Origin of the sequence: Vibrio sp. ABG19, assembly GCF_029962385.1 — a bacterium.
Taxonomy (GTDB): Bacteria; Pseudomonadota; Gammaproteobacteria; order Enterobacterales; family Vibrionaceae; genus Vibrio; species Vibrio ostreae.
In genome coordinates this window covers 135,052-154,089 of the sequence record NZ_CP071708.1, presented here as the reverse complement: position 1 = coordinate 154,089, position 19,038 = coordinate 135,052, and the positions used below count along the sequence as shown (strand labels likewise).

At 45.1% G+C, this 19,038-nt stretch carries 16 protein-coding genes; 11 read left to right on the top strand and 5 right to left on the bottom strand.

Going from position 1 to position 19,038, the window contains the following annotated elements; genetic code table 11:
* The first annotated feature begins 151 nt into the window (after positions 1–151).
* Positions 152–1,354 (top strand): IS256 family transposase, encoded by a 1,203-nt coding sequence (locus J0X00_RS06755; RefSeq protein WP_282476358.1) that lies wholly within the window; start codon positions 152–154, stop codon positions 1,352–1,354.
* A gap of 208 nt (positions 1,355–1,562) precedes the next feature.
* On the opposite strand, the gene ribB is transcribed toward J0X00_RS06755, so the two are convergent.
* Positions 1,563–2,666 (bottom strand): 3,4-dihydroxy-2-butanone-4-phosphate synthase, encoded by a 1,104-nt coding sequence (gene ribB / locus J0X00_RS06750; protein WP_282477763.1) that lies wholly within the window; start codon positions 2,664–2,666, stop codon positions 1,563–1,565.
* 366 nt (positions 2,667–3,032) lie between these two features.
* On the opposite strand from ribB, the gene J0X00_RS06745 reads away from it, so the two are divergent.
* From J0X00_RS06745 to J0X00_RS06705, 9 genes are all read left to right on the top strand, one after another.
* Entirely contained in the window at positions 3,033–3,968 is a 936-nt protein-coding gene (locus tag J0X00_RS06745; protein WP_282477762.1) for a D-ribose ABC transporter substrate-binding protein, read from the top strand.
* Positions 3,969–4,043: 75 nt separating this feature from the next.
* Positions 4,044–4,628, top strand: coding sequence for a DUF2291 family protein (locus tag J0X00_RS06740; RefSeq protein WP_282477761.1), 585 nt, complete (start codon positions 4,044–4,046; stop codon positions 4,626–4,628).
* 5 nt (positions 4,629–4,633) lie between these two features.
* Complete coding sequence (locus J0X00_RS06735; protein WP_282477760.1) at positions 4,634–6,151, top strand: sugar ABC transporter ATP-binding protein; 1,518 nt, start codon at positions 4,634–4,636, stop codon at positions 6,149–6,151.
* 2 nt (positions 6,152–6,153) lie between these two features.
* A complete protein-coding gene (locus J0X00_RS06730) occupies positions 6,154–7,230 on the top strand; it encodes an ABC transporter permease (RefSeq protein WP_282477759.1) in 1,077 nt (358 codons plus the stop codon).
* A gap of 111 nt (positions 7,231–7,341) precedes the next feature.
* Entirely contained in the window at positions 7,342–8,172 is an 831-nt protein-coding gene (locus J0X00_RS06725; protein WP_282477758.1) for a transketolase, read from the top strand.
* Positions 8,165–9,109: a transketolase C-terminal domain-containing protein gene (locus J0X00_RS06720; RefSeq protein ID WP_282477757.1), complete on the top strand. Its 945-nt coding sequence runs from the start codon at positions 8,165–8,167 to the stop codon at positions 9,107–9,109. The genes J0X00_RS06725 and J0X00_RS06720 overlap by 8 nt, the downstream gene beginning before the upstream one ends.
* Before the next feature lies 1 nt (position 9,110).
* On the top strand, positions 9,111–10,595 hold the full coding sequence (locus tag J0X00_RS06715; RefSeq protein ID WP_282477756.1) for an FGGY-family carbohydrate kinase: 1,485 nt from the start codon (positions 9,111–9,113) through the stop codon (positions 10,593–10,595).
* A 58-nt stretch (positions 10,596–10,653) separates the two neighbouring features.
* Positions 10,654–11,226, top strand: a complete 573-nt coding sequence (locus J0X00_RS06710) for an RpiB/LacA/LacB family sugar-phosphate isomerase (RefSeq protein WP_282477755.1) — start codon at positions 10,654–10,656, stop codon at positions 11,224–11,226.
* A gap of 305 nt (positions 11,227–11,531) precedes the next feature.
* On the top strand, positions 11,532–12,476 hold the full coding sequence (locus J0X00_RS06705; protein ID WP_282477754.1) for a sugar-binding transcriptional regulator: 945 nt from the start codon (positions 11,532–11,534) through the stop codon (positions 12,474–12,476).
* Between the two features lie 199 nt (positions 12,477–12,675).
* Here the strand turns inward: J0X00_RS06705 and J0X00_RS06700 are convergent, their stop codons facing one another.
* Entirely contained in the window at positions 12,676–13,158 is a 483-nt protein-coding gene (locus J0X00_RS06700; RefSeq protein ID WP_282477753.1) for an Lrp/AsnC family transcriptional regulator, read from the bottom strand.
* Positions 13,159–13,380: 222 nt separating this feature from the next.
* Here J0X00_RS06700 and leuA point away from each other — a divergent pair, with 222 nt between their 5' ends.
* Positions 13,381–15,045 (top strand): 2-isopropylmalate synthase, encoded by a 1,665-nt coding sequence (gene leuA / locus J0X00_RS06695; RefSeq protein WP_282477752.1) that lies wholly within the window; start codon positions 13,381–13,383, stop codon positions 15,043–15,045.
* Positions 15,046–15,280: 235 nt separating this feature from the next.
* Here the strand turns inward: leuA and J0X00_RS06690 are convergent, their stop codons facing one another.
* From J0X00_RS06690 to J0X00_RS06680, 3 genes are all read right to left on the bottom strand, one after another.
* Positions 15,281–15,697, bottom strand: a complete 417-nt coding sequence (locus J0X00_RS06690; RefSeq protein WP_282477751.1) for a hypothetical protein — start codon at positions 15,695–15,697, stop codon at positions 15,281–15,283.
* Between the two features lie 35 nt (positions 15,698–15,732).
* The gene (locus J0X00_RS06685) at positions 15,733–16,659 is read right to left on the bottom strand and encodes a zinc dependent phospholipase C family protein (RefSeq protein ID WP_136482989.1); all 927 of its coding nucleotides are present in this window, start codon (positions 16,657–16,659) and stop codon (positions 15,733–15,735) included.
* 294 nt (positions 16,660–16,953) lie between these two features.
* Entirely contained in the window at positions 16,954–18,987 is a 2,034-nt protein-coding gene (locus tag J0X00_RS06680; RefSeq protein ID WP_282477750.1) for a PhoX family phosphatase, read from the bottom strand.
* Between the last annotated feature and the right edge of the window lie 51 nt (positions 18,988–19,038).

The following is a 19,038-nucleotide window of genomic DNA, read 5'->3' as shown; positions in this document are numbered from 1 at the left end:
CACATCAGAATAGCAGACATAGCTGAATTGAATGTTGGCTTCTATATTATACTGGTTTACATATGTGAACAAAGGTTCTGTTTCAGATTTATAAAGGTAGTGTTTAGAAATCTGTGTCATTTCAGTATGATATACAAAACAGGAATGACACATGAACAAAGACTTCGATCTAGAACAAGCTATTAAAGCCCTTCAGTCAGGCCAAGACCTGACAGGTAAAGATGGCTTCTTAACTCCGCTCATTAAACAAATCACAGAAGCTGCTTTGAAAGCAGAACTCGAACAGCACCTTGAAGGTGATGAGCAACCTAACCGTAAGAACGGCTCAAGCAAGAAAACGATTAAGTCTTCTGTCGGCACGTTTGAACTGGATACCCCACGCGACCGCTCTGGAACATTTGAACCCCAGTTAGTTAAGAAGAACCAGACTAAATTGACCGATGAGATCGACCGTAAGATCCTATCCATGTTCTCGCTCGGTATGAGCTACCGTGATATCCGTGGTCACGTCGAAGATATGTATGGCATTGAGGTCTCTGAGGCCACCATCACAGGTGTTACCGACCGTTTGATACCTGAACTGAAGGAGTGGCAGCAACGTCCGCTCGATGCGCTCTATCCGTTTGTCTGGCTCGATGCAATCCACTACAAAATTAAAGAAGACGGACGCTATGTCAGTAAAGCGATATACACAATCCTAGGGTTAAACATTGAAGGTAAAAAGGAACTTCTTGGGCTGTACCTATCAGAGTCAGAAGGGGCAAACTATTGGCTATCAGTGCTGACAGATTTGTATAACCGTGGCGTTGAAGATATCTTGATCGCCTGCGTAGATGGGCTAACAGGCTTCCCAGAAGCGATAGCAACCATCTATCCTGATACAGAAGTTCAGCAATGCATCATTCACCAAATCCGTAACTCTATGAAATATGTTGCCTCTAAGCATCAGAAGGCGTTTATGGCCGACTTGAAGCCAGTCTATCGGGCTGTGAGTAAAGAAGCGGCCGAGATGGAGTTGGATCGTTTGGAAGCCAAATGGGGACAGCAATACCCAATAGTGATTCGTTCCTGGCGGAACAAATGGGCAAATTTATCGGTTTACTTCAAATATCCAGAATACGTCCGAAAGGCTATTTACACGACAAATGCTATTGAAGCCGTACATCGCCAATTCCGCAAACTGACCAAAACTAAGGGAGGGTTCCCAAATGAAAATAGCTTGCTCAAGCTACTGTATGCTGGGATATTGAATGCTTCTAACAAATGGACAATGCCAATACAGAATTGGAATATGACATTGTCTCAACTGGCGATTCATTTTGAAGGTCGCTTGGATGACGTCTTAGATATTTAGCCAAAATTAGCTGACACAGAATTCTGAACGCCCTCTTTATAAACCAAGGGGCTGCTATTAAAATATTCAGAAAAATTATTTATTGATTCCTCATTACTATCCCTTTATTTTATCAAAGGAAATATATTTGGATTATTTTACAAATAAATAGCCTGGATATAAGAGTAAACGTACCTTAACCGTAAATGTTTAGGTACGTTTAAATATTTTACTTAGTCAACTTCTTTACGTTACCTTCAATCGCCAGGTCAAATCCTGAAAGAGCACCGTACTTGACCTCTGTTGATGTTAATAAGCGCATTTTATGAATGCCAAGATATTGTAAGATCTGTGAACCGATACCAATCTCGCAACTAGCGTGTCGTTTTGTGCTGTTTGACTCTTCATTCGTTAAATGAGCAATGATTGAATCATTTGATAGTGGTTTACCAATAACAACTAACACACCACCTGTTGGACTTTCTTGTATTTGTTCCATTGCGTCTTGGATATTCCACTTATTAGAATCCACGTTGAAAAGATCAAGTGGATAACTTAGGGCATGCACGCGAACCAATGGAGCGCTCTCTTCATCGCTGACATTTAGTTTTTTTGTTGAGAGCGCGTAGTGTAGTTGACTGTTGATGGTATCCTTAAACGTTGTAAGAGTAAAAGCGCCTTGTCTGGTCATAAGGTCTTGCTCAAGAACGCATTCAATTACACTTTCAGTTTGAAGACGGTATTTAATTAGATCTGCAATAGTGCCAAGTTTAATACTATGTTGTGCCGCAAATTCTTCCAGTTGAGGTCTTCGAGCCATTGTGCCATCAGGATTAAGAATTTCTATTATTGCACATGATGGCTCAAAACCTGCCAGTTTAGCTAAATCGCAGCCTGCTTCGGTATGGCCAGCACGAATTAGCACGCCACCTGGCTTAGCTATGATTGGGAATACATGGCCAGGAGATACTAAGTCTGATGCCTTTGCCTCTGTATTTACAGCCAATTTTATGGTGTGTGCTCTGTCTTGAGCTGAAATACCAGTCGTAATACCAGAAGCGGCTTCGATGGATACTGTAAAGTTGGTGCCGAACTGCTCTGTGTTCTTACGTACCATTACAGGTAAGTTCAATTGTTTAGCGCGTTGCTCTGTAATCGTTAGACATAGGAGCCCTTTCCCTTGAGTAACCATGAAGTTTATGATTTCAGGAGTAATTTTTTCTGCGGCGATTAGGATGTCACCTTCATTCTCTCTGTCTTCGTCATCCATTAGGATAACCATTTTACCTAGCCGGATATCTTCAATGATATCCTCTATTTTACTCAAAGCCATGTACCACTCCTGAATTTTAATTTATTCTCGAATATATATTCACCCCTGAGTATATCACCTCAATAGCTAAATATCATTCCTAATTTTTACATACTCATGCAGTGGGTTTTGTTTATAAAAAAATATTAATATCAATATCTTATGATGATATTAATGTGTGTTAATTCTTGATTAGTTACCGAGTTTAAAGTATGTCTCTTCATGAAAACTCCATGTCGATTATGGTATTCACTGCGTAATTAATATTCTCTGATTGTGATTGTGTTCTGATTTTGTACAACACGATCTAGACAGATTCTAGGTGTGTGATTAAGGTTGTTATGAATAAATAACGTGAAGTGAATATATATTCAGAGGGCGACTATAATGAAAAACAAGATACTGACTATCAGCGCGTTAGCTTTCGCTATGGCCTTTCCCGGCCTTGCTTCGGCTGATAACGGATTAATAGCAATTATCACTCCATCCCATGACAACCCTTTCTTCAAAGCAGAAGCTATGGGGGCGAAAGAGAAAGCCGAAGAGTTAGGTTACACAACTTTAGTGGCATCTCATGATGATGATGCAAACAAGCAAGATCAGCTGATTTCCACTGCGATAGCTCGTAAAGCAAAAGCCATTATTCTTGATAACGCAGGTTCTGATGTGACAATTGGTGCATTAGAGAAGGCGAAGCAAGCTGGTGTTCCGGCTTTCTTAATTGATCGCGAAATAAATAAAACTGGTGTAGCAGTTTCTCAGATTGTTTCTAATAACTATCAAGGCGCTCAGCTAGGCGCTGAAAAATTTGTTGAACTGATGGGGGGAGAAGGTAAGTATGTTGAACTGCTGGGCCGTGAGTCTGACACCAACGCTCACGTTCGTTCTCAAGGTTATCATGATGTTCTTGATGACTATACAGATTTGAAAATGGTTGCAAAACAAACCGCAAACTGGAGTCAGACAGAAGCTTTTACTCGTATGGAATCTATTCTTCAGGCTAACCCAGACATTAAAGGTGTTATTTCGGGTAATGACACTATGGCTTTGGGGGCTGAAGCCGCTCTAAAAGCTGCAGGTCGTAACGATGTGATTGTAGTTGGTTTCGATGGCAGTGATTATGTTCGTGACTCAATTATCGCCGGCGCGAATATTAAAGCCACAGTTTTGCAGCCAGCATGGGATCAAGCACAAATGGCAATGGTCCAAGCGGATAAATATATTAGAACAGGTTCTACCGGCTTGGATGAAAAACAATTGATGGATTGTATTTTGATTGATTATTCTAACGCTAAGACACTTGATACTTTTGCATTGAAATAAGTCTGTAAGGTGAGCGAAATTTTTCTTTGGCTCACCTGTTTTGACTATATCAATATGTTTAAAGGATAGAGAAACATGAGTGTAATGAATTTTACGAAATGGTCGTTGATTTCGGTTATTTGCTTTTCCCTTATTGGATGTGACGTGGTGAAGTTAGATAAAAATGGTAATCCAATTATCCCAATGACAGCAGAAGAGGCCACATCGATTAAGAATCTGACACCGGAGGTTCTTGCAGACAAATTCTGGAGTGACATTCTTCAGGAAGCTAACACGGTTTCCAGGTCAATTGATAAAAAATCTACTGACGGCAGGAATAGCGCTTTTGTCAGAATTAGCGGTTTGGTTAGGGCTGTTGATGATAATAATAAAGTAGGAACTATGGCGCTAGAAACCCAAGATCAAAAGCTTGTACTTCAGATTGGGCCCATAGTTCGTGGTAATTCGATTCGTGATGCTGCGAGTTTTATTAATTTCGATGATTTCAAGAATCAGGTTCAGTTTGCTCGCTTATCTAAAGAACTTAACAAAAAAGCTATCCAAAACTTTACTAGACCAAATAGTTCATGGATGGGTCGTAAACTAGATGTATTGGCAGCAGTAACTTTTAAAGATAACGATGTTACTGAAGTCATTCCTCTTGAAATTATTGAGAGGTAAAAGCTATGAGAACTGATAATAAAGACATTGTTATGAGAGCGGAGAACATTTCAATGGTTTTTCCTGGAACTAAGGCACTAGATAATGTCTCCTACAACGTTTATCGCGGTGCTGTTAATGTAATAATCGGTGAAAATGGTGCTGGAAAATCCACATTGATGAAGATACTTGCTGGTGTTCAGCAGCAAACAGAAGGGCAAATATATATCGCAGGTAAACCTGTCTCGTTTGATAGCACTCGCAGCGCGGCTGAACATGGTATTGGTATGGTCCATCAGGAGTTAAATCTTTCTGATAACTTGACGGTTGCCGAAAATATATTTTTAGGGAGAGAGAAGCAGAAAGGTTTTTCCCCTATCGATAATGCAACACAATGTCAGATTGCGAATGAATTAATGAAGAGGCTCAAACAGGATATCGATCCAAATGAATTTGTTTCTAATTTGAAAGTTGGTCAAAAACAGCTTGTAGAGATAGCAAAAGCGCTATCAGGAAAAGTCGATGTTCTAATTCTAGATGAACCCACTTCGGCATTGAGTAAGAAAGAAGTTGAGATTTTATTTGATGTTATTCGAGACCTTACGGCTCAAGGAGTATCCATCATTTATATCTCTCATCGTCTAGAAGAACTAATGGAAATTGGTACTTATATTACGATTTTGAGAGACGGAAAATTCCAATCCGAAGCGGCGGTTCAAGAGATCAGCGTGCCCTGGATCGTTCGTCAGATGCTTGGTAGCGATCCAGTTGCGGATTTCTTGCCTGAGAATCGTGAATACGGTGTGAAGGTATTGGAAGCTGAAAGTATTACTTGTGTTAATGAGTCTGAGTCGAGTGTGGTTAACGATGTGTCGTTTTATGTTCGTGAAGGTGAGATTGTTGGAATCTACGGTTTGATGGGAGCAGGACGTACGGAACTATTTGAATGTTTGGTTGGTAAAACAAAATATTCAGGTCGTTTTTCTCTGAATGGGAAAATTATTGGTTCTAAAACAACGACGCCGGACCGCGTAAAAATGGGTATTGGTCTAGTACCTGAAGACCGTAAACAGTCGGGTATTTTTCCAGTTAGTTCTGTTGCCAGCAATTTGACGATTTCGAGCCTTTGGAAACGATTAAAAGGCATGGCAATTTCGGAGCAAGAGGAAGGGAAAGCCGTAGAAGAAACGATTGGTAACTTATCGATAAAAGTCTCTTCTCCAAAAGTTGAAATTCAGGCGTTGAGTGGCGGAAACCAACAAAAAGTGGTTATTGGCCGTTCGTTGTTGAACGAGCCCAAAGTTTTGTTGCTGGATGAACCAACTCGGGGTATCGATGTGGGCGCTAAAGCTGATGTTTTTGAAATGATGGTAAAGCTCTCACAACAAGGTATTGGGGTTCTGTTCTCAACTTCTGACCTGAAAGAAATAATGGCGATATCAGACAGAATACTGGTGATGTCGAATGGCAAACTTACCGCAAATGTGCTTCGAAAAGAAACTACCGAAGAAGACTTAGTACTAGCTAGTGCGCAAGGATTTTAATTATGAAAGCCAAAGCAATTGACGGCATGACAGTGCCACAAAATCAATTTAACTCCGCGAACATTGGTTTGATCTTGTTGAAATTGAGAACTTTTATAGCGTTATTTATTATATTGGGCTTCTTCTCATTCACCGTGGATGGGTTTTTAGCGCCAAGTAGTTTAATCATCATGGTTAAGCATATATCTATCAACGCCTTTCTTGCGCTAGGTATTACGTTTGTCATCATTACCGCAGGAATCGACTTGTCAATTGGTGCCACTTTGGGCTTTTGCGGTATGGTTGCTGGTTACTTGATATCAAAAGGTATTGTGTTACCGATGTTTGGGATTGCGATATTCCTAAGTGTATGGGTGATTGTACCTATGGTGCTGGTTATTGGTGGAGCCATAGGGGCGCTCAATGGACTACTCATAACACGTTATAACGTAGCTCCTTTCATTTGCACCTTAGGTACCATGTATGTGATTCGAGGTGCAGCGATGTTGCTATCTGGTGGCGAAACCTTCCCAGGATTACAGGGTAACCCCCAACTTGGCAATACGGGGTTTGATCTCATTGGTTCTGGCTATCTATTCGGAATTCCATATGCAATTTGGTTGATGTTTTTGGTGGCGGGTATTATTGCTTATGTGGCGAAGAAGTTGCCTTTTGGCCGTCACGTTTACGCGATTGGTGACAACGAACGTGCAGCAGAACTTTCGGGTGTTAAAGTTAATAACGTCAAAGTTTGGGTATATACAATTTCGGGTTTGTGTGCGGCATTAGCAGGTATCGTTGTTACCTCTCAGTTAGTTGCTAGCCACCCAGCTACAGGTACAGCATTTGAAATGAATGCCATTGCAGCTGTTGTGCTAGGTGGTACATCTCTAGCAGGCGGTCGTGGTACGGTAGTTGGAACCATTATTGGTGCTTTCGTTATCGGTATTTTGGCTGATGGGTTAGTTATGATGGGAGTAAGTGAGTTTTGGCAAATGGTGATTAAAGGTATCGTCATCATTATCGCTGTTATTATCGATCAGATGCAAAGCAAGATGCAGTACAAAGCAGCAATTACGTCTCAAAAAGCTGTGGATTAAGTTTAATCTAGCAGGACTGAAATATCAGTTAATGTCACATTCTGATGTACTGATGCTATTTTTTTTCTCTTAATGAATATATATTCAATGGTGAATATATTGGAGGTTACTATGAACCCTTATCGTTTATCGATTGATGAACTCGTTAAAAAAGCCACCGATATTCGCAAGCGAATTGTGGTATTGAACTCGGAAAGTCCAGCTGGTGGTCACACTGGGGCTGACCTTTCTCAAGTTGAAATTGTCACATCGTTATATTTTAGAATTCTTAATTGTGCTCCAGACCGTTTAGAGGATCCTGAACGTGATGTGTACATTCAATCCAAAGGGCACGCAGCTGGCGGTTATTATTGTTGTTTAGCAGAAGCAGGATATTTTCCTACCGATTGGTTAGCTACTTACCAGCATGCTGATTCCAAACTTCCGGGTCACCCAGTTAAGCATAAAACTCCTGGTGTCGAGTTGAATACGGGGGCTTTAGGCCATGGACTTCCTGTCGCGGTTGGTTTAGCTCTTGCTGCCAAAAGATCAGGTAGTAAACGCAAAATTTATGTTCTCACTGGTGATGGTGAGTTGGCTGAGGGCAGCAACTGGGAAGCTGCATTAGTTGCCGCGCATTATGATCTGGATAACTTGATTATCATCAACGACAAAAACAAATTGCAATTGGCTGGTTTCACTGAAGACATAATGAAAACCGATCCTTTGGATGAAAAATGGAAAGCCTTTGGTATGCAAGTGACTGAGTGTGAGGGTAATAACATAGAATCTGTCGTTACAACACTCGAAAGCTTAAAACCAGAAGGTAAACCACATGTGGTTATTGCGAATACCATTAAAGGCGCAGGGATTTCCTTTATTCAAGGGCGTCCAGAGTGGCACCACAGAGTGCCTAAAGATGAGGAAGTTACGTTGGCGTTGGAGGAATTGAATCATGGCTAGTGCAGAACATTTTGCAAATATTATGGTTGAGCGTTTTATCTCAGCCATAGAACGAGGAGTAGATCTTGTACCTGTAGTGGCAGATTCCACTTCCACCGCGAAAATTGCACCTTTCATTAAGGCGTTTCCTGATCGTTTAGTGAATGTGGGTATCGCAGAGCAAGTTTTAGTTGGTACTGCTGCTGGATTAGCTCTGGGCGGCAAAGTAGCGGTTACGTGTAACGCAGCGCCATTTTTAGTTTCTAGAGCAAATGAGCAGGTCAAAGTAGATATATGCTACAACAACACAAATGTGAAGTTGTTTGGTTTAAATTCTGGTGCTAGTTATGGCCCGTTAGCGAGCACTCACCATAGTATTGATGATATATCGGTTATGCGTGGTTTCGGTAACATTGAAATTTACGCTCCTGCGTCACCGATGCAGTGTCGTCAGATTATCGACTACGCGATCGATAAACAGGGTCCCGTCTATATTCGTATGGATGGTAAGGAGTTGCCTGAATTATTTGGTGAAGGCTACAAATTTGAGCCTGGGAAAGTGGATGTCCTGTCCGAGGGAGAAGATATATTACTTGTTGGTATGGGCTCAGCAATGCACGAAGTTGTCGATGCTGCGGCTGTACTTCGTGATCAGGGAATCTCTTCGCAAGTTCTGTGTCTTTCATCAATTCGACCATGTGATACCCATCAATTAGCTGAGCATCTATCTAAAGTTCAATCCGTTATTACAGTTGAGGAACACAACGTAAATGGCGGTGTCGGTGCGCTGATATGTGAAGTGGTAGCGGAGTTTGGCACTGGGAATCGAGTTAAACGGCTTGGTATTTCTGATGGTGGCTATGCAATGGCTGGTGATCGTAAATCTCTACGCGCTTATCACGGTTTTGACGTAAATGGCATAGTGAAAGCTGCGCTAGAGATGTTAGAGGAGAAGTAACATGTCTCAGCCGTTTATCCTAGCAATTGATGAAGGAACGACGAACGCTAAAGCGATCTCAGTCAGCCAAACTGGAGATGTGTTGAGCAAAGGTAGTGTACCAGTGCAACTAGTATTTCCTCATCCTGGTTGGGCAGAGCAGGATCCTGAAAAAATTTGGGTTGCTACTGAAGAGGCAATTGCAGCCTGTCTTATGGATCTTGACAAGAGCTTTCTAGCGGGTGTTGCAATCAGCAATCAACGTGAATCTGTATTGATTTGGGAAAGAAGTAGCGGCGAGGCATTAACCCCGTTGGTGAGTTGGCAGTGTCGTCGCTCTGAAGATATTTGTGCAGAAATCGCAAAAAAACCGGAAGCGGATCTAGTTAAATCTTTAACGGGATCTGTTATTGACCCCTTGTTTCCTGCATCAAAAATCCGTTGGTTGCTTGATAGTATCGAAAACGGTACGCAAAGAGCTTTACGTGGTGAACTGTGTGCTGGGACCGTAGATAGCTGGTTGGTGTGGAAACTTACTGGCGGTGAGCAATTTGTTACGGATGTTTCTAATGCTTCACGATATCAGTTGTTTAATATAAACACTTTTAGTTGGGATCCGTTGTTACTTGATTTATACCAAATACCAGAACAATGTTTACCTGAAGTTCGTCCGTCTGCTGGTGAACGTGGTGTGACATCTGGTGTTTCTTGCATAATTGATGGAGTGCCGATTTTAGCGCAAGCAGGAGATTCTCATGCGGCCCTGTATGGACAGGGAGGGTATAACCATGGCGTTGTAAAAGCCACTTATGGTACTGGTAGCTCTCTCATGGTTTGTGTCGAAGATGCACCAAAACATGATTTAGGTGTTTCAACTACCGTTGCTTGGGACGATGGGAAGCCTATGATTGCTATGGAAGGTAACATTACCCATACCGGATCCGGGGTTAAGTTCATCTCTCGACTTTTGGGTATAGAGGATATTAATAAGCTTAGCGATTTGGCTTGGTCAGTAGAAGATAACGGGGGCGTTTTTTTTGTCCCAGCTCTGGCCGGGCTTGGAGCTCCTTATTGGGACGCTAAATCTCGTGGCCTGATAACCGGATTAACTGATGCCGCGAGCCAGGCACATATTGCGCGTGCTGCCTTCGAGTCTGTAGCCTACCAAGTGGCAGATCTTTTCTTTGCTATGCAGCTATCTGGTGGTATGAAATTTAGTGCTTTATCAGTTGATGGTGGCCCTTCGAGAAATATTGAACTGATGCAGTTTCAGGCTGATTTATTACAAATTCCAATCATAAGAAGTGAAATTTCAGAGATATCTGCACTGGGGAGCGCATTTATGGCTGGCCGAGCTTTGAATTGGTGGCCTGAATATCGTGATCTAAATGCAATCCCAAGGAAAGTCAAAATTATTAAACCCAATTCGGAAAATGTAAAAGTTAAAGAAAAATATAAGCAATGGAAAATGGCGATAGAGAGAACTCGCTATAGTCCTAATAGCTAAAGAATAAAATATTTCAAAATTAAATCCATATTTCATGAAATAAACCTGGAGAACAAAAATGAAGTTAATTAAAGACAAGCAAATTTTAGTTGCAGCGGATTGGGCTGGTTTTCCGCTAAAAGAAGTCGTTGTTAAGTATTTGCAAAGTAAAGGCTGGGAAGTGACCGATATCGGCGTTAAAGATCCGGATGACCCTGATGTAGAAATGTTTCACCGTATTGGATTACGCGCTGGTTCAATGATAACCGAGAAAGAGTTTGAGCGTGCTATTATTTTTTGTGGTACTGGGATGGGGGTCCACTTAGCTGCTGCCAAGTGTCCAGGTGTCCGTTGTGGGGTTGTTGAAAGCGTACCAGCAGCACGTCGTTGTGTTATTGGTAATGACGTAAACGTTCTATCACTTGGGGCATGGTATGTGGCGCCAGAAATGGGTAAAGCTGCAGTTGATGCATTTTTGAATACACAGTTTGGTGATGATCATGACTGGTGGCCTGGCTTTTATGAGTATCATAAGATCGCAGTAGATGAGATGGATGCGTTTGACTATGAAGAGTACAAAGCAAACGGCTTCCAGGTAACCAAACTGGGTGATATGACCCTGAGTTTAGTTGATAAGCCAGAAGATCAGTAGGATTGATTACTATAATCATTCTTGATCAAGAGAGTTTTAAATGACTAAAGCCACTGTTGAAAAAGTCGGCGACCAATTAATTAGGTTTTACTTAAGTAGTCATGATCCGGACTGCAGCTACTTTTACAATGACAGAGAAGTAGGCTGACGGTTTCTCGTTTCGGTTTCTTCAACAGAGTAAAGACCAACGCTAGTGTGCGTTGGTCTTTTTTCTTCTGGGAAGTCGAGGTATTATGAATTTTTATTCCAGCTTGAATAATGTCTTGGCACTAATGTGGTGCCTATTTTATGACTGAGGTTTCGATATGTTAAAGAGAGATGAACAGCGTTTGTTAGTAAAAATCGCGACACTTTACTACGACGAAGGTAAAAAGCAGTCCGATATTGCTAAACAGCTAGATCTTTCACAGTCATTTGTTTCCCGAGCTCTTTCCCGCTGCACTAAGGAAGGCATTGTTAAAATTACCGTGGTTCAACCATCTAATGTCTATCTAAACGTCGAAGCAGAACTTCAAAACAGATATGGCTTAGCTCAGGCTATAATTGTAGATGTGCCAGAAAAAGCGAGCGAAGATGCGATTAAGAGAGCTATCGGCTCTGCTGCTGCTCACTACATGCAAACCTCATTACCTGCAAATTCGCTAGTTGGCGTATCTGCTTGGAGCGGAACGATTCGGGAGATGGTTGAACAATTGCATCCTCTGAGCATAAAAGCAAAAGGCGTGGTTCAACTGCTAGGTGGAGTGGGTGTCAATGGCAATGCACAAGCTTCAATGCTAACGCATTCTTTAGCCGAAATGCTTAATTGTGAAGCCTTTCTTTTACCTTCCCAAAGTATAGAAAGAACAGTTGATTATAAGCAGATGTTGTTAAAAACAGGTGAAGTAAGCTCTGTGGTTAATATGTTTGGTGAAGTAGATTTTGCGTTGGTTGGTATTGGAATGTTGGAGCCTTCCCATTTGCTGAAATCTTCAGGCAACTACTATAAAGATGATATGGTGGAAGATCTTGCTTCACGTGGTGCAGTTGGAGACATTTGTCTGCACTACTTTGACGAGAATGGGCAGCCAGTGTTGGGGCCTGATGAAGATCCTGTCATTGGCATGGATCTTCAGGTGGTAAAAAGTTGTCCGAGAGTCGTAGCTCTGGCGGGTGGTATGGATAAGCTAGCTGCAATTAAAGGCGCTCTAACAGGTGGGTATGTCGATATCCTTATTATTGATGTCCATACTGCTAAAAGACTGTTGTAGATTTCATCCGCATAGTGCCAATACGAAGGCAGCTGCTACTAATAGGTGACATCAACGTGTTGGATAATTTCCCAGCAGTTGTTTTTAAGTGTATACGTGAGCGACCTCATTCTGTATAGCCAGCAAAACAGCGTTTCTGATATTTCAATAATCTTGATTTAATCGCTGTACATAACGGCGCTATATCTGTCGCCGACCTTTAGTTTTCTCGCTGCGCGTAGTGTAACGGTAAGGGGGCAGATTCGACGACTTTACGCATAATAAATGACGAGTTGACGCCGGAGACGCCCTGAATACGGGTGATTTTGCCGAGCAGAATATCGTGGTAGCTGTCCATGTCTGACACGGCAACTTTGAGCTGATAATCGGCATCGTGACCGGTGATCAGATAGCATTCGATCACTTCAGGGATCTCTGCAATCGCTTGTTCAAACGCGGCGAAACGCTCCGGAATGTGCTTATCCATGCTGATATAGAGCAGCGCCACCAAATTCAATCCGACCTGTCTTTCATTAACACGCGCGACGTAGCGCTCAATCACTCCGTTATCCTGCAACTGGTGTACCCGACGCGAGCAGGGGGCGGGCGTCAGCCCGATGCGGTCGGCCAGCTCCTGGTTCGACAGAGAACCGTCCTTTTGTAACTCGGTCAAAATCTTGATGTCGTAGCGGTCAAGCTTCATTACATTTCTCGTATTCGATGTTGAAAGCAATAAAAATAAAGTTGTATGTATTTTTGCTTTGTGAATATTGCTCATTATTTTGGTTTATCGCTAATTACGCAACCTTATTGTGCTCTGTCTTGAGTAAACTATGCCCTATAACAACACAACATCTCTCCACGCTGTCGTGAGGCGGTCCGTTCACCGCCCGGCAGCAACCCAACTCAAATTAGGATTATGGCTATGTTTAACCATCGCAAGTACAGCCCTTTTACACCGGTTCGTTTAACAGACCGCACCTGGCCTGATCAGGTGATTACTCAGGCGCCGAACTGGTGCAGTGTGGATCTGCGCGACGGTAACCAGGCACTGATCAATCCAATGGGAGTGGAGAAAAAAACACGTTTATTTAAGCTGCTGGTTAAGCTGGGCTTTAAAGAGATCGAAGTGGGCTTTCCATCGGCGTCGCAGCCGGATTTCGACTTTGTCCGTTCATTGATCGAAGAGGATTTGATTCCGGATGACGTGACGATTCAGGTGCTGACCCAGGCGCGTGAAGAGCTGATTGCCCGCACGTATCAAGCACTTGCTGGCGCGAAAAAGGCGATTGTGCATGTTTACAATTCAACCTCGACTGTGCAGCGTGAGCAGGTATTTGGCAAAGATAAAGACGGCATTAAACAGATTGCGATGCAAGGCGCACGTTGGGTGCGTGACTACGCTGAGCAGTATCCGCAGACCGACTGGGCGTTCCAGTACTCCCCGGAAAGCTTTACCGGCACGGAGCTGGATTACGCGCTGGACGTCTGCAATGCGGTGATTGAGGAATGGCAGCCGCAAACCGGACGCCGGGTGATCATTAATTTGCCGGCGACCGTCGAGATGTCGACCCCGAATATTTTTGCCGACCAGATTGAGTACTTTTGTCGCAACGTTCACCAGCGTGACCAGATTGAGATCAGCCTGCATACCCATAATGACCGAGGTTGTGGCGTTGCGGCCGCTGAACTGGGTGTAATGGCGGGTGCCGATCGCATCGAAGGCACCTTGCTGGGTAACGGAGAGCGCACCGGCAATATGGATCTGGTGACGATGGGCATGAATCTGTACTCGCAGGGTGTTGATCCGCAGCTCGATTTCTCAAATGTACAAGAGATTATTGAAACCGTTGAATACTGCACTGAACTACCGGTCTCACCACGTCACCCTTGGGTTGGTGAACTGGTTTACACAGCCTTTTCCGGCAGTCACCAGGACGCGATTCGTAAGTCGATGCAATATCATGACCAGCATCAGTTGCCGCACTGGCAGGTCGCTTATCTGCCAATAGACCCATGTGATATCGGCAGAGATTATGAGGCGGTGGTGCGCATCAACAGCCAAAGCGGCAAGGGCGGTATTGCCCTGATCCTGGAGCGGGATTTCAACATCAGTTTACCGAAATGGATGCACGCAGAAGTCAGCAAACTGGTACAAAAAGAGTCCGAAACCAGCGGGGCGGAAATGACCTCATTAGCGATTAAGTCTATCTTTGATCACTATTTCTCTAATCAGGATCCGCAATGGCTGATTGAAGGCTACGATGTGCATACGCAAAACGGCAAGGTGTCCGGCGAGTTTCGTATTCCGGCCATTCATACCACACTGTTCGGCGAAGGTAACGGTATTGTTGAAGCCTTGGTTAATGGTTTAGAAAAACGCTTTGGTATCCGGATTGAGGTCACCCATCTGGATGAGAGTGCGCTATCAGAAGGCACTAATGCCCAAGCGCAGGCGTGTATCGCCTTGGTTATCGATGGCCAGAAATATTGCAGCGTGACCACAGGTGAGGATACCTCTTCCGCGGTTCTGCAGGGTGTCCTGAATGCATTTTCTCGCAGCGATTTGCCTCAGGCCCTGGTTGCCTGAGCCAATGGTTGCCTGAGCCAATGGTAACATCAGTGAGTGCAGGCTGGTGTCGCTCAGTGCAAGCAGGTTAACGCGTTGCTCAGTTTTTCAATGTACGATTGGTATTCAGACATATCATCTAGCGCAAAGCTGTCTTTGGTGACGGGGTAATGGTCCGGGTAATATTCTGAGAGCAAGGTATTGACGATAGAGGTAGTGGTGATGTCCGGATGACGTATCGGACATCACACGCTCATCACTGCGCGCACAGCTGAGTTGCATCGAGGTGAAATTCACAACTGTTGCGCTGTGGCTGATGCCAGTAGACTTTATCGAACGAGGCGTTACAGCCGGCGTCTTCCATCAGGGCGATATCGGCATCACACACCAGAACCACCGCATGGTTTTGCTGGAAATCATATAAAATACGGTAATCTTCCACCTTGGCTTTACCAGCCAGCTGTTGTAGCTGGCTAAATTTGCCGCCGTTATCTGTCATGGCATTCTGCACGATCTGCGCTTGTGATAAACCTTTTGTATCACCGAACTTGAGTTCGCCGTCTACTGACTGGGCGATATCTTTGACGACGGAGGCCATGTCATACATCGCCTCGCCCTGATACTGAGGCGAAGAAGCACAGGCCGTCAGGGCCACGCAAGAGATGAGTAACATGAGTCGTATCATTGTTGCTCTAAGTTCTTTTCGGATCATAGCTCCTCCCAGGCGGTCAGGCGATTGTTCTCGCACAAGCCGGTATCAAGATTCCAGTTTTTAAAGAAGTCAGTTGGTTGATTATCAAACACGGCCAGGCACAACTGTTGCCAAAAGCAGTGAATCGTGTGAATTGCCTTATCAAAGATTGCGTCGTAATGCATCTCACCATCTGGTGTAGCGAGGTTTTCGATAAATTCACTACCGACTTCCTGTTGTAACGGATAGGTGATGCCATGTTTGGCGGCCACGTGCCGGGCCCAGGCAAACAGGTGATGGCCTTCTTCAACGTTATCGACCACGGTCTGAAAACCGTGGTGCCAGGCATTAATATCCGGTTGGCACTGCTGGGCATAGTCGGGATAGGCGTTAATCAGAGCTGTGCGCCACAGGGTAAGAATCGTCAGGTCGAGAGACTGTGGATTTTCGCTGTCGACACAACTGCCGAGGCTATCGCGTACGCGATCAGCATAGCCGACTTCACCTAAACCCATGCGTTTTGGCCAGATGTAAGCATCCTGGTTCATCTCGCAGATTCGGTGCTGCTTGGCATTTTCAGCGTAGGGCCCGACTTTGAGCTCAACCACAGGGTGAATCGTGATATCGGCTGCGACGTGTGCGACAAAGCCACATAGCCAGGCAAAGGCTTTGTCCTGCTCGCGCCCTTCCATGACTTTAATCAGCGCAATCAATTCGGTAATGAGCCCGCCGATGTTGGTGTAGTGCATCTCGTCGGCCCATTTATTCTGCTCAGAATCAAGGATGGCCAGATACGGGTAATCCGGACTGACACAGCCCAGTTCGATAAAGCTTTTATTTTGTGATAATACCTTTTTAGCCCGCTTGGGAATGTTCAGTTTCATCAGACTGTTGTTCGCCGCTGCGACATGTATGCTGGTTATGTGGGCAAAGGCGCCGGGCATACTCACCTCCATTGATAAAATGTATGCAAGCCTACCATTAAACAGCAATGAGAAATGTGATGGGAAACTTTAAAGCCGCGCCATCTGCTTGGCAATCTGCATGATAAGACAAAGCCAGTACGTACAAGGAAAGTGGCAAGGCCTTGAACCGCAGAGGAAATTCATCAGGCGAAGAGGGTGCATCAGGTGAAAAGGATGCATCAGGTGAAAAGGATGCATCAGGTGCCAGATTTCGGCGCTGAGAAGAACGGGAAGCCGTGTGGCTTCCCGTGCAGTCAGGTTCGGTTTGACAACTTATACCCCGATTTCACCGCCATCTTCACGACGGATCACCACCGTTGCCGCCCGTGGTCGTACGGTCACGCCGTCTGGTGTCGCTTCAGCCGCATCCTCGCTGTAAGGCCAGTTGCCCGGATGCTGGATGTTAACAAACACCGACTTGTAATCCGGACTGATGGCAAAGCCGGTGACTTCACAGCCATTTGGCCCGACGAAGAAGCGTCGCAGATCTGCCTGGTTATCGGCGCTGATCGCGACCTGATCACCGTTTTCGTCAGTCAGTTTGGATGGGACTACACACAGCATCTGGTCATTGGTGTAAGATGTAACTTCGCTGGCGCCATTATCGGTCTGAATCCACAAAATGCCGCGTCCGTCGAAGGATAAACCATCCGGGCTGGCGAACTGGTTGAGTTCAGTCAGGCTTGAACGGTTGGTGTCGGCATCTTCTCCGGCGGCTGAACCAAAGACGAAAATATCCCAACTGAACTCGGTAGAGCTGTCGCCTTCATCCCAGCGGATGACGTGACCGAACTTATTGTTAAGACGCGGGTTTGCCGGGTTAGTTTCGCTGGTACGCGACGTGTTGTTGGTCAGGGTCAGGTAGACCGAACCAGTGTAAGGGTCAACCGTACACCACTCAGGACGGTCCATTGGCGTTGCGCCGACTAAATCCGCGGCACCGGCTGTATTGATAATGATGTCTGCCAGTGTGTCGAAGTGATCCGCCAGAGTTCCGCTGTCTGTGGTGACGCTGTCCAGCGTTAATGGCAGCCAGGTACCCGTGCTGTCTTCATTGAAGCGCGCGACATACAGTGTGCCTTCATCCATGTATTTGTCACCGGTCACCAGGCGGTTGGCCGGATTGGCATCCGCCGGATCCCAGTTGGCTGTTGACTCAAACTTGTACAGATATTCAAAGCGCGAATCGTGGCCTGAATAGAACACCACAGGTTTACCTGCTTCAAGTTTGGCGAAAGTACAGCCCTCATGGCGGAAACGGCCCAGTGCAGTCCGTTTTTTCGCGCGAGAATTTGCGGTGTAAGGATCGATTTCAACGATGTAACCGTGGCCGTTCGCTTCGTTACGGTAGTCATCGCTCGAGCTCGCCCCGGTTGGTGCCAGATTAAAACGGCTGAACTCGTCGAGACGTTCTTCCGCATTACCCGCAAGTGATTCCCACAGATAGCGAGTGCTGCCGTTCTCGATGCCGATACGATCCTGTTCTTCAGTACGTGTCCCCGCGTTTACAAAGTAGCCAGGCCAGTTTTCTTCACAGGTTAGGTAAGTGCCCCAAGGTGTGTAGCCGTTGCCGCAGTTATTTAGTGTGCCGCGTGCCTGACTGCCGTCCGGCGAGAAACGCGTCACCACGCTCTCGGTATAAGCAACCGGACCAGACAGATCCATCACAGTTGCGCCGGTGTAACGGCGGTTGAGCGGATCGTCATCAACCAGTTGCCAGGTATTGTTTTGCAACTGGATACGAACCACAGACACGCCGTGCGCGTAGATCTCTTTACGCACTTCATCGACTACGGTACGTACGCCGCCTGAGACAGTCGGACCGCTTGGGTGCAGCGCCGCCTGATCGATGTATTCGTGGTTGATACACAGCAGGCCGTCGGTCGCACTGTCATTGATCGGAAAGAAATGCATGCCATCGTGATGCATGCCTAAGGCATTAAGCTGATCGGTACTGGTATTGCTGCCGTCACTCAACCAGGCACTGCCTTGTGCGTTAAGTGGTGTGCCCCAAGGTACCAGTACCTGAGCCACATAACCTGGTGGTACAGCAACCGCGTCGATTCGTGATCCGGCGATGGATTGGAAATTGAGTGTCGCCGAAGAGACGCGCGCACTGCTTGCGGCTGAGTCACTGCTGGATGAGTTACAACCCGTCAGACCAAAAGCGCCAAATGCGGTCATCGCACTGATGCCGAGGCCACCTTTGAGAATACTGCGGCGCGACAGGTTCGCTTCCAGTACTTCTTCAAAGGGTTTGTTGTCACTGTGGTTATAACGTGTTGGATTGAAGGTTTCCTTACTCATGGTGTGCTTTCCCGATAATTAATATTAACTTGATATTTATAAGTAATTGAG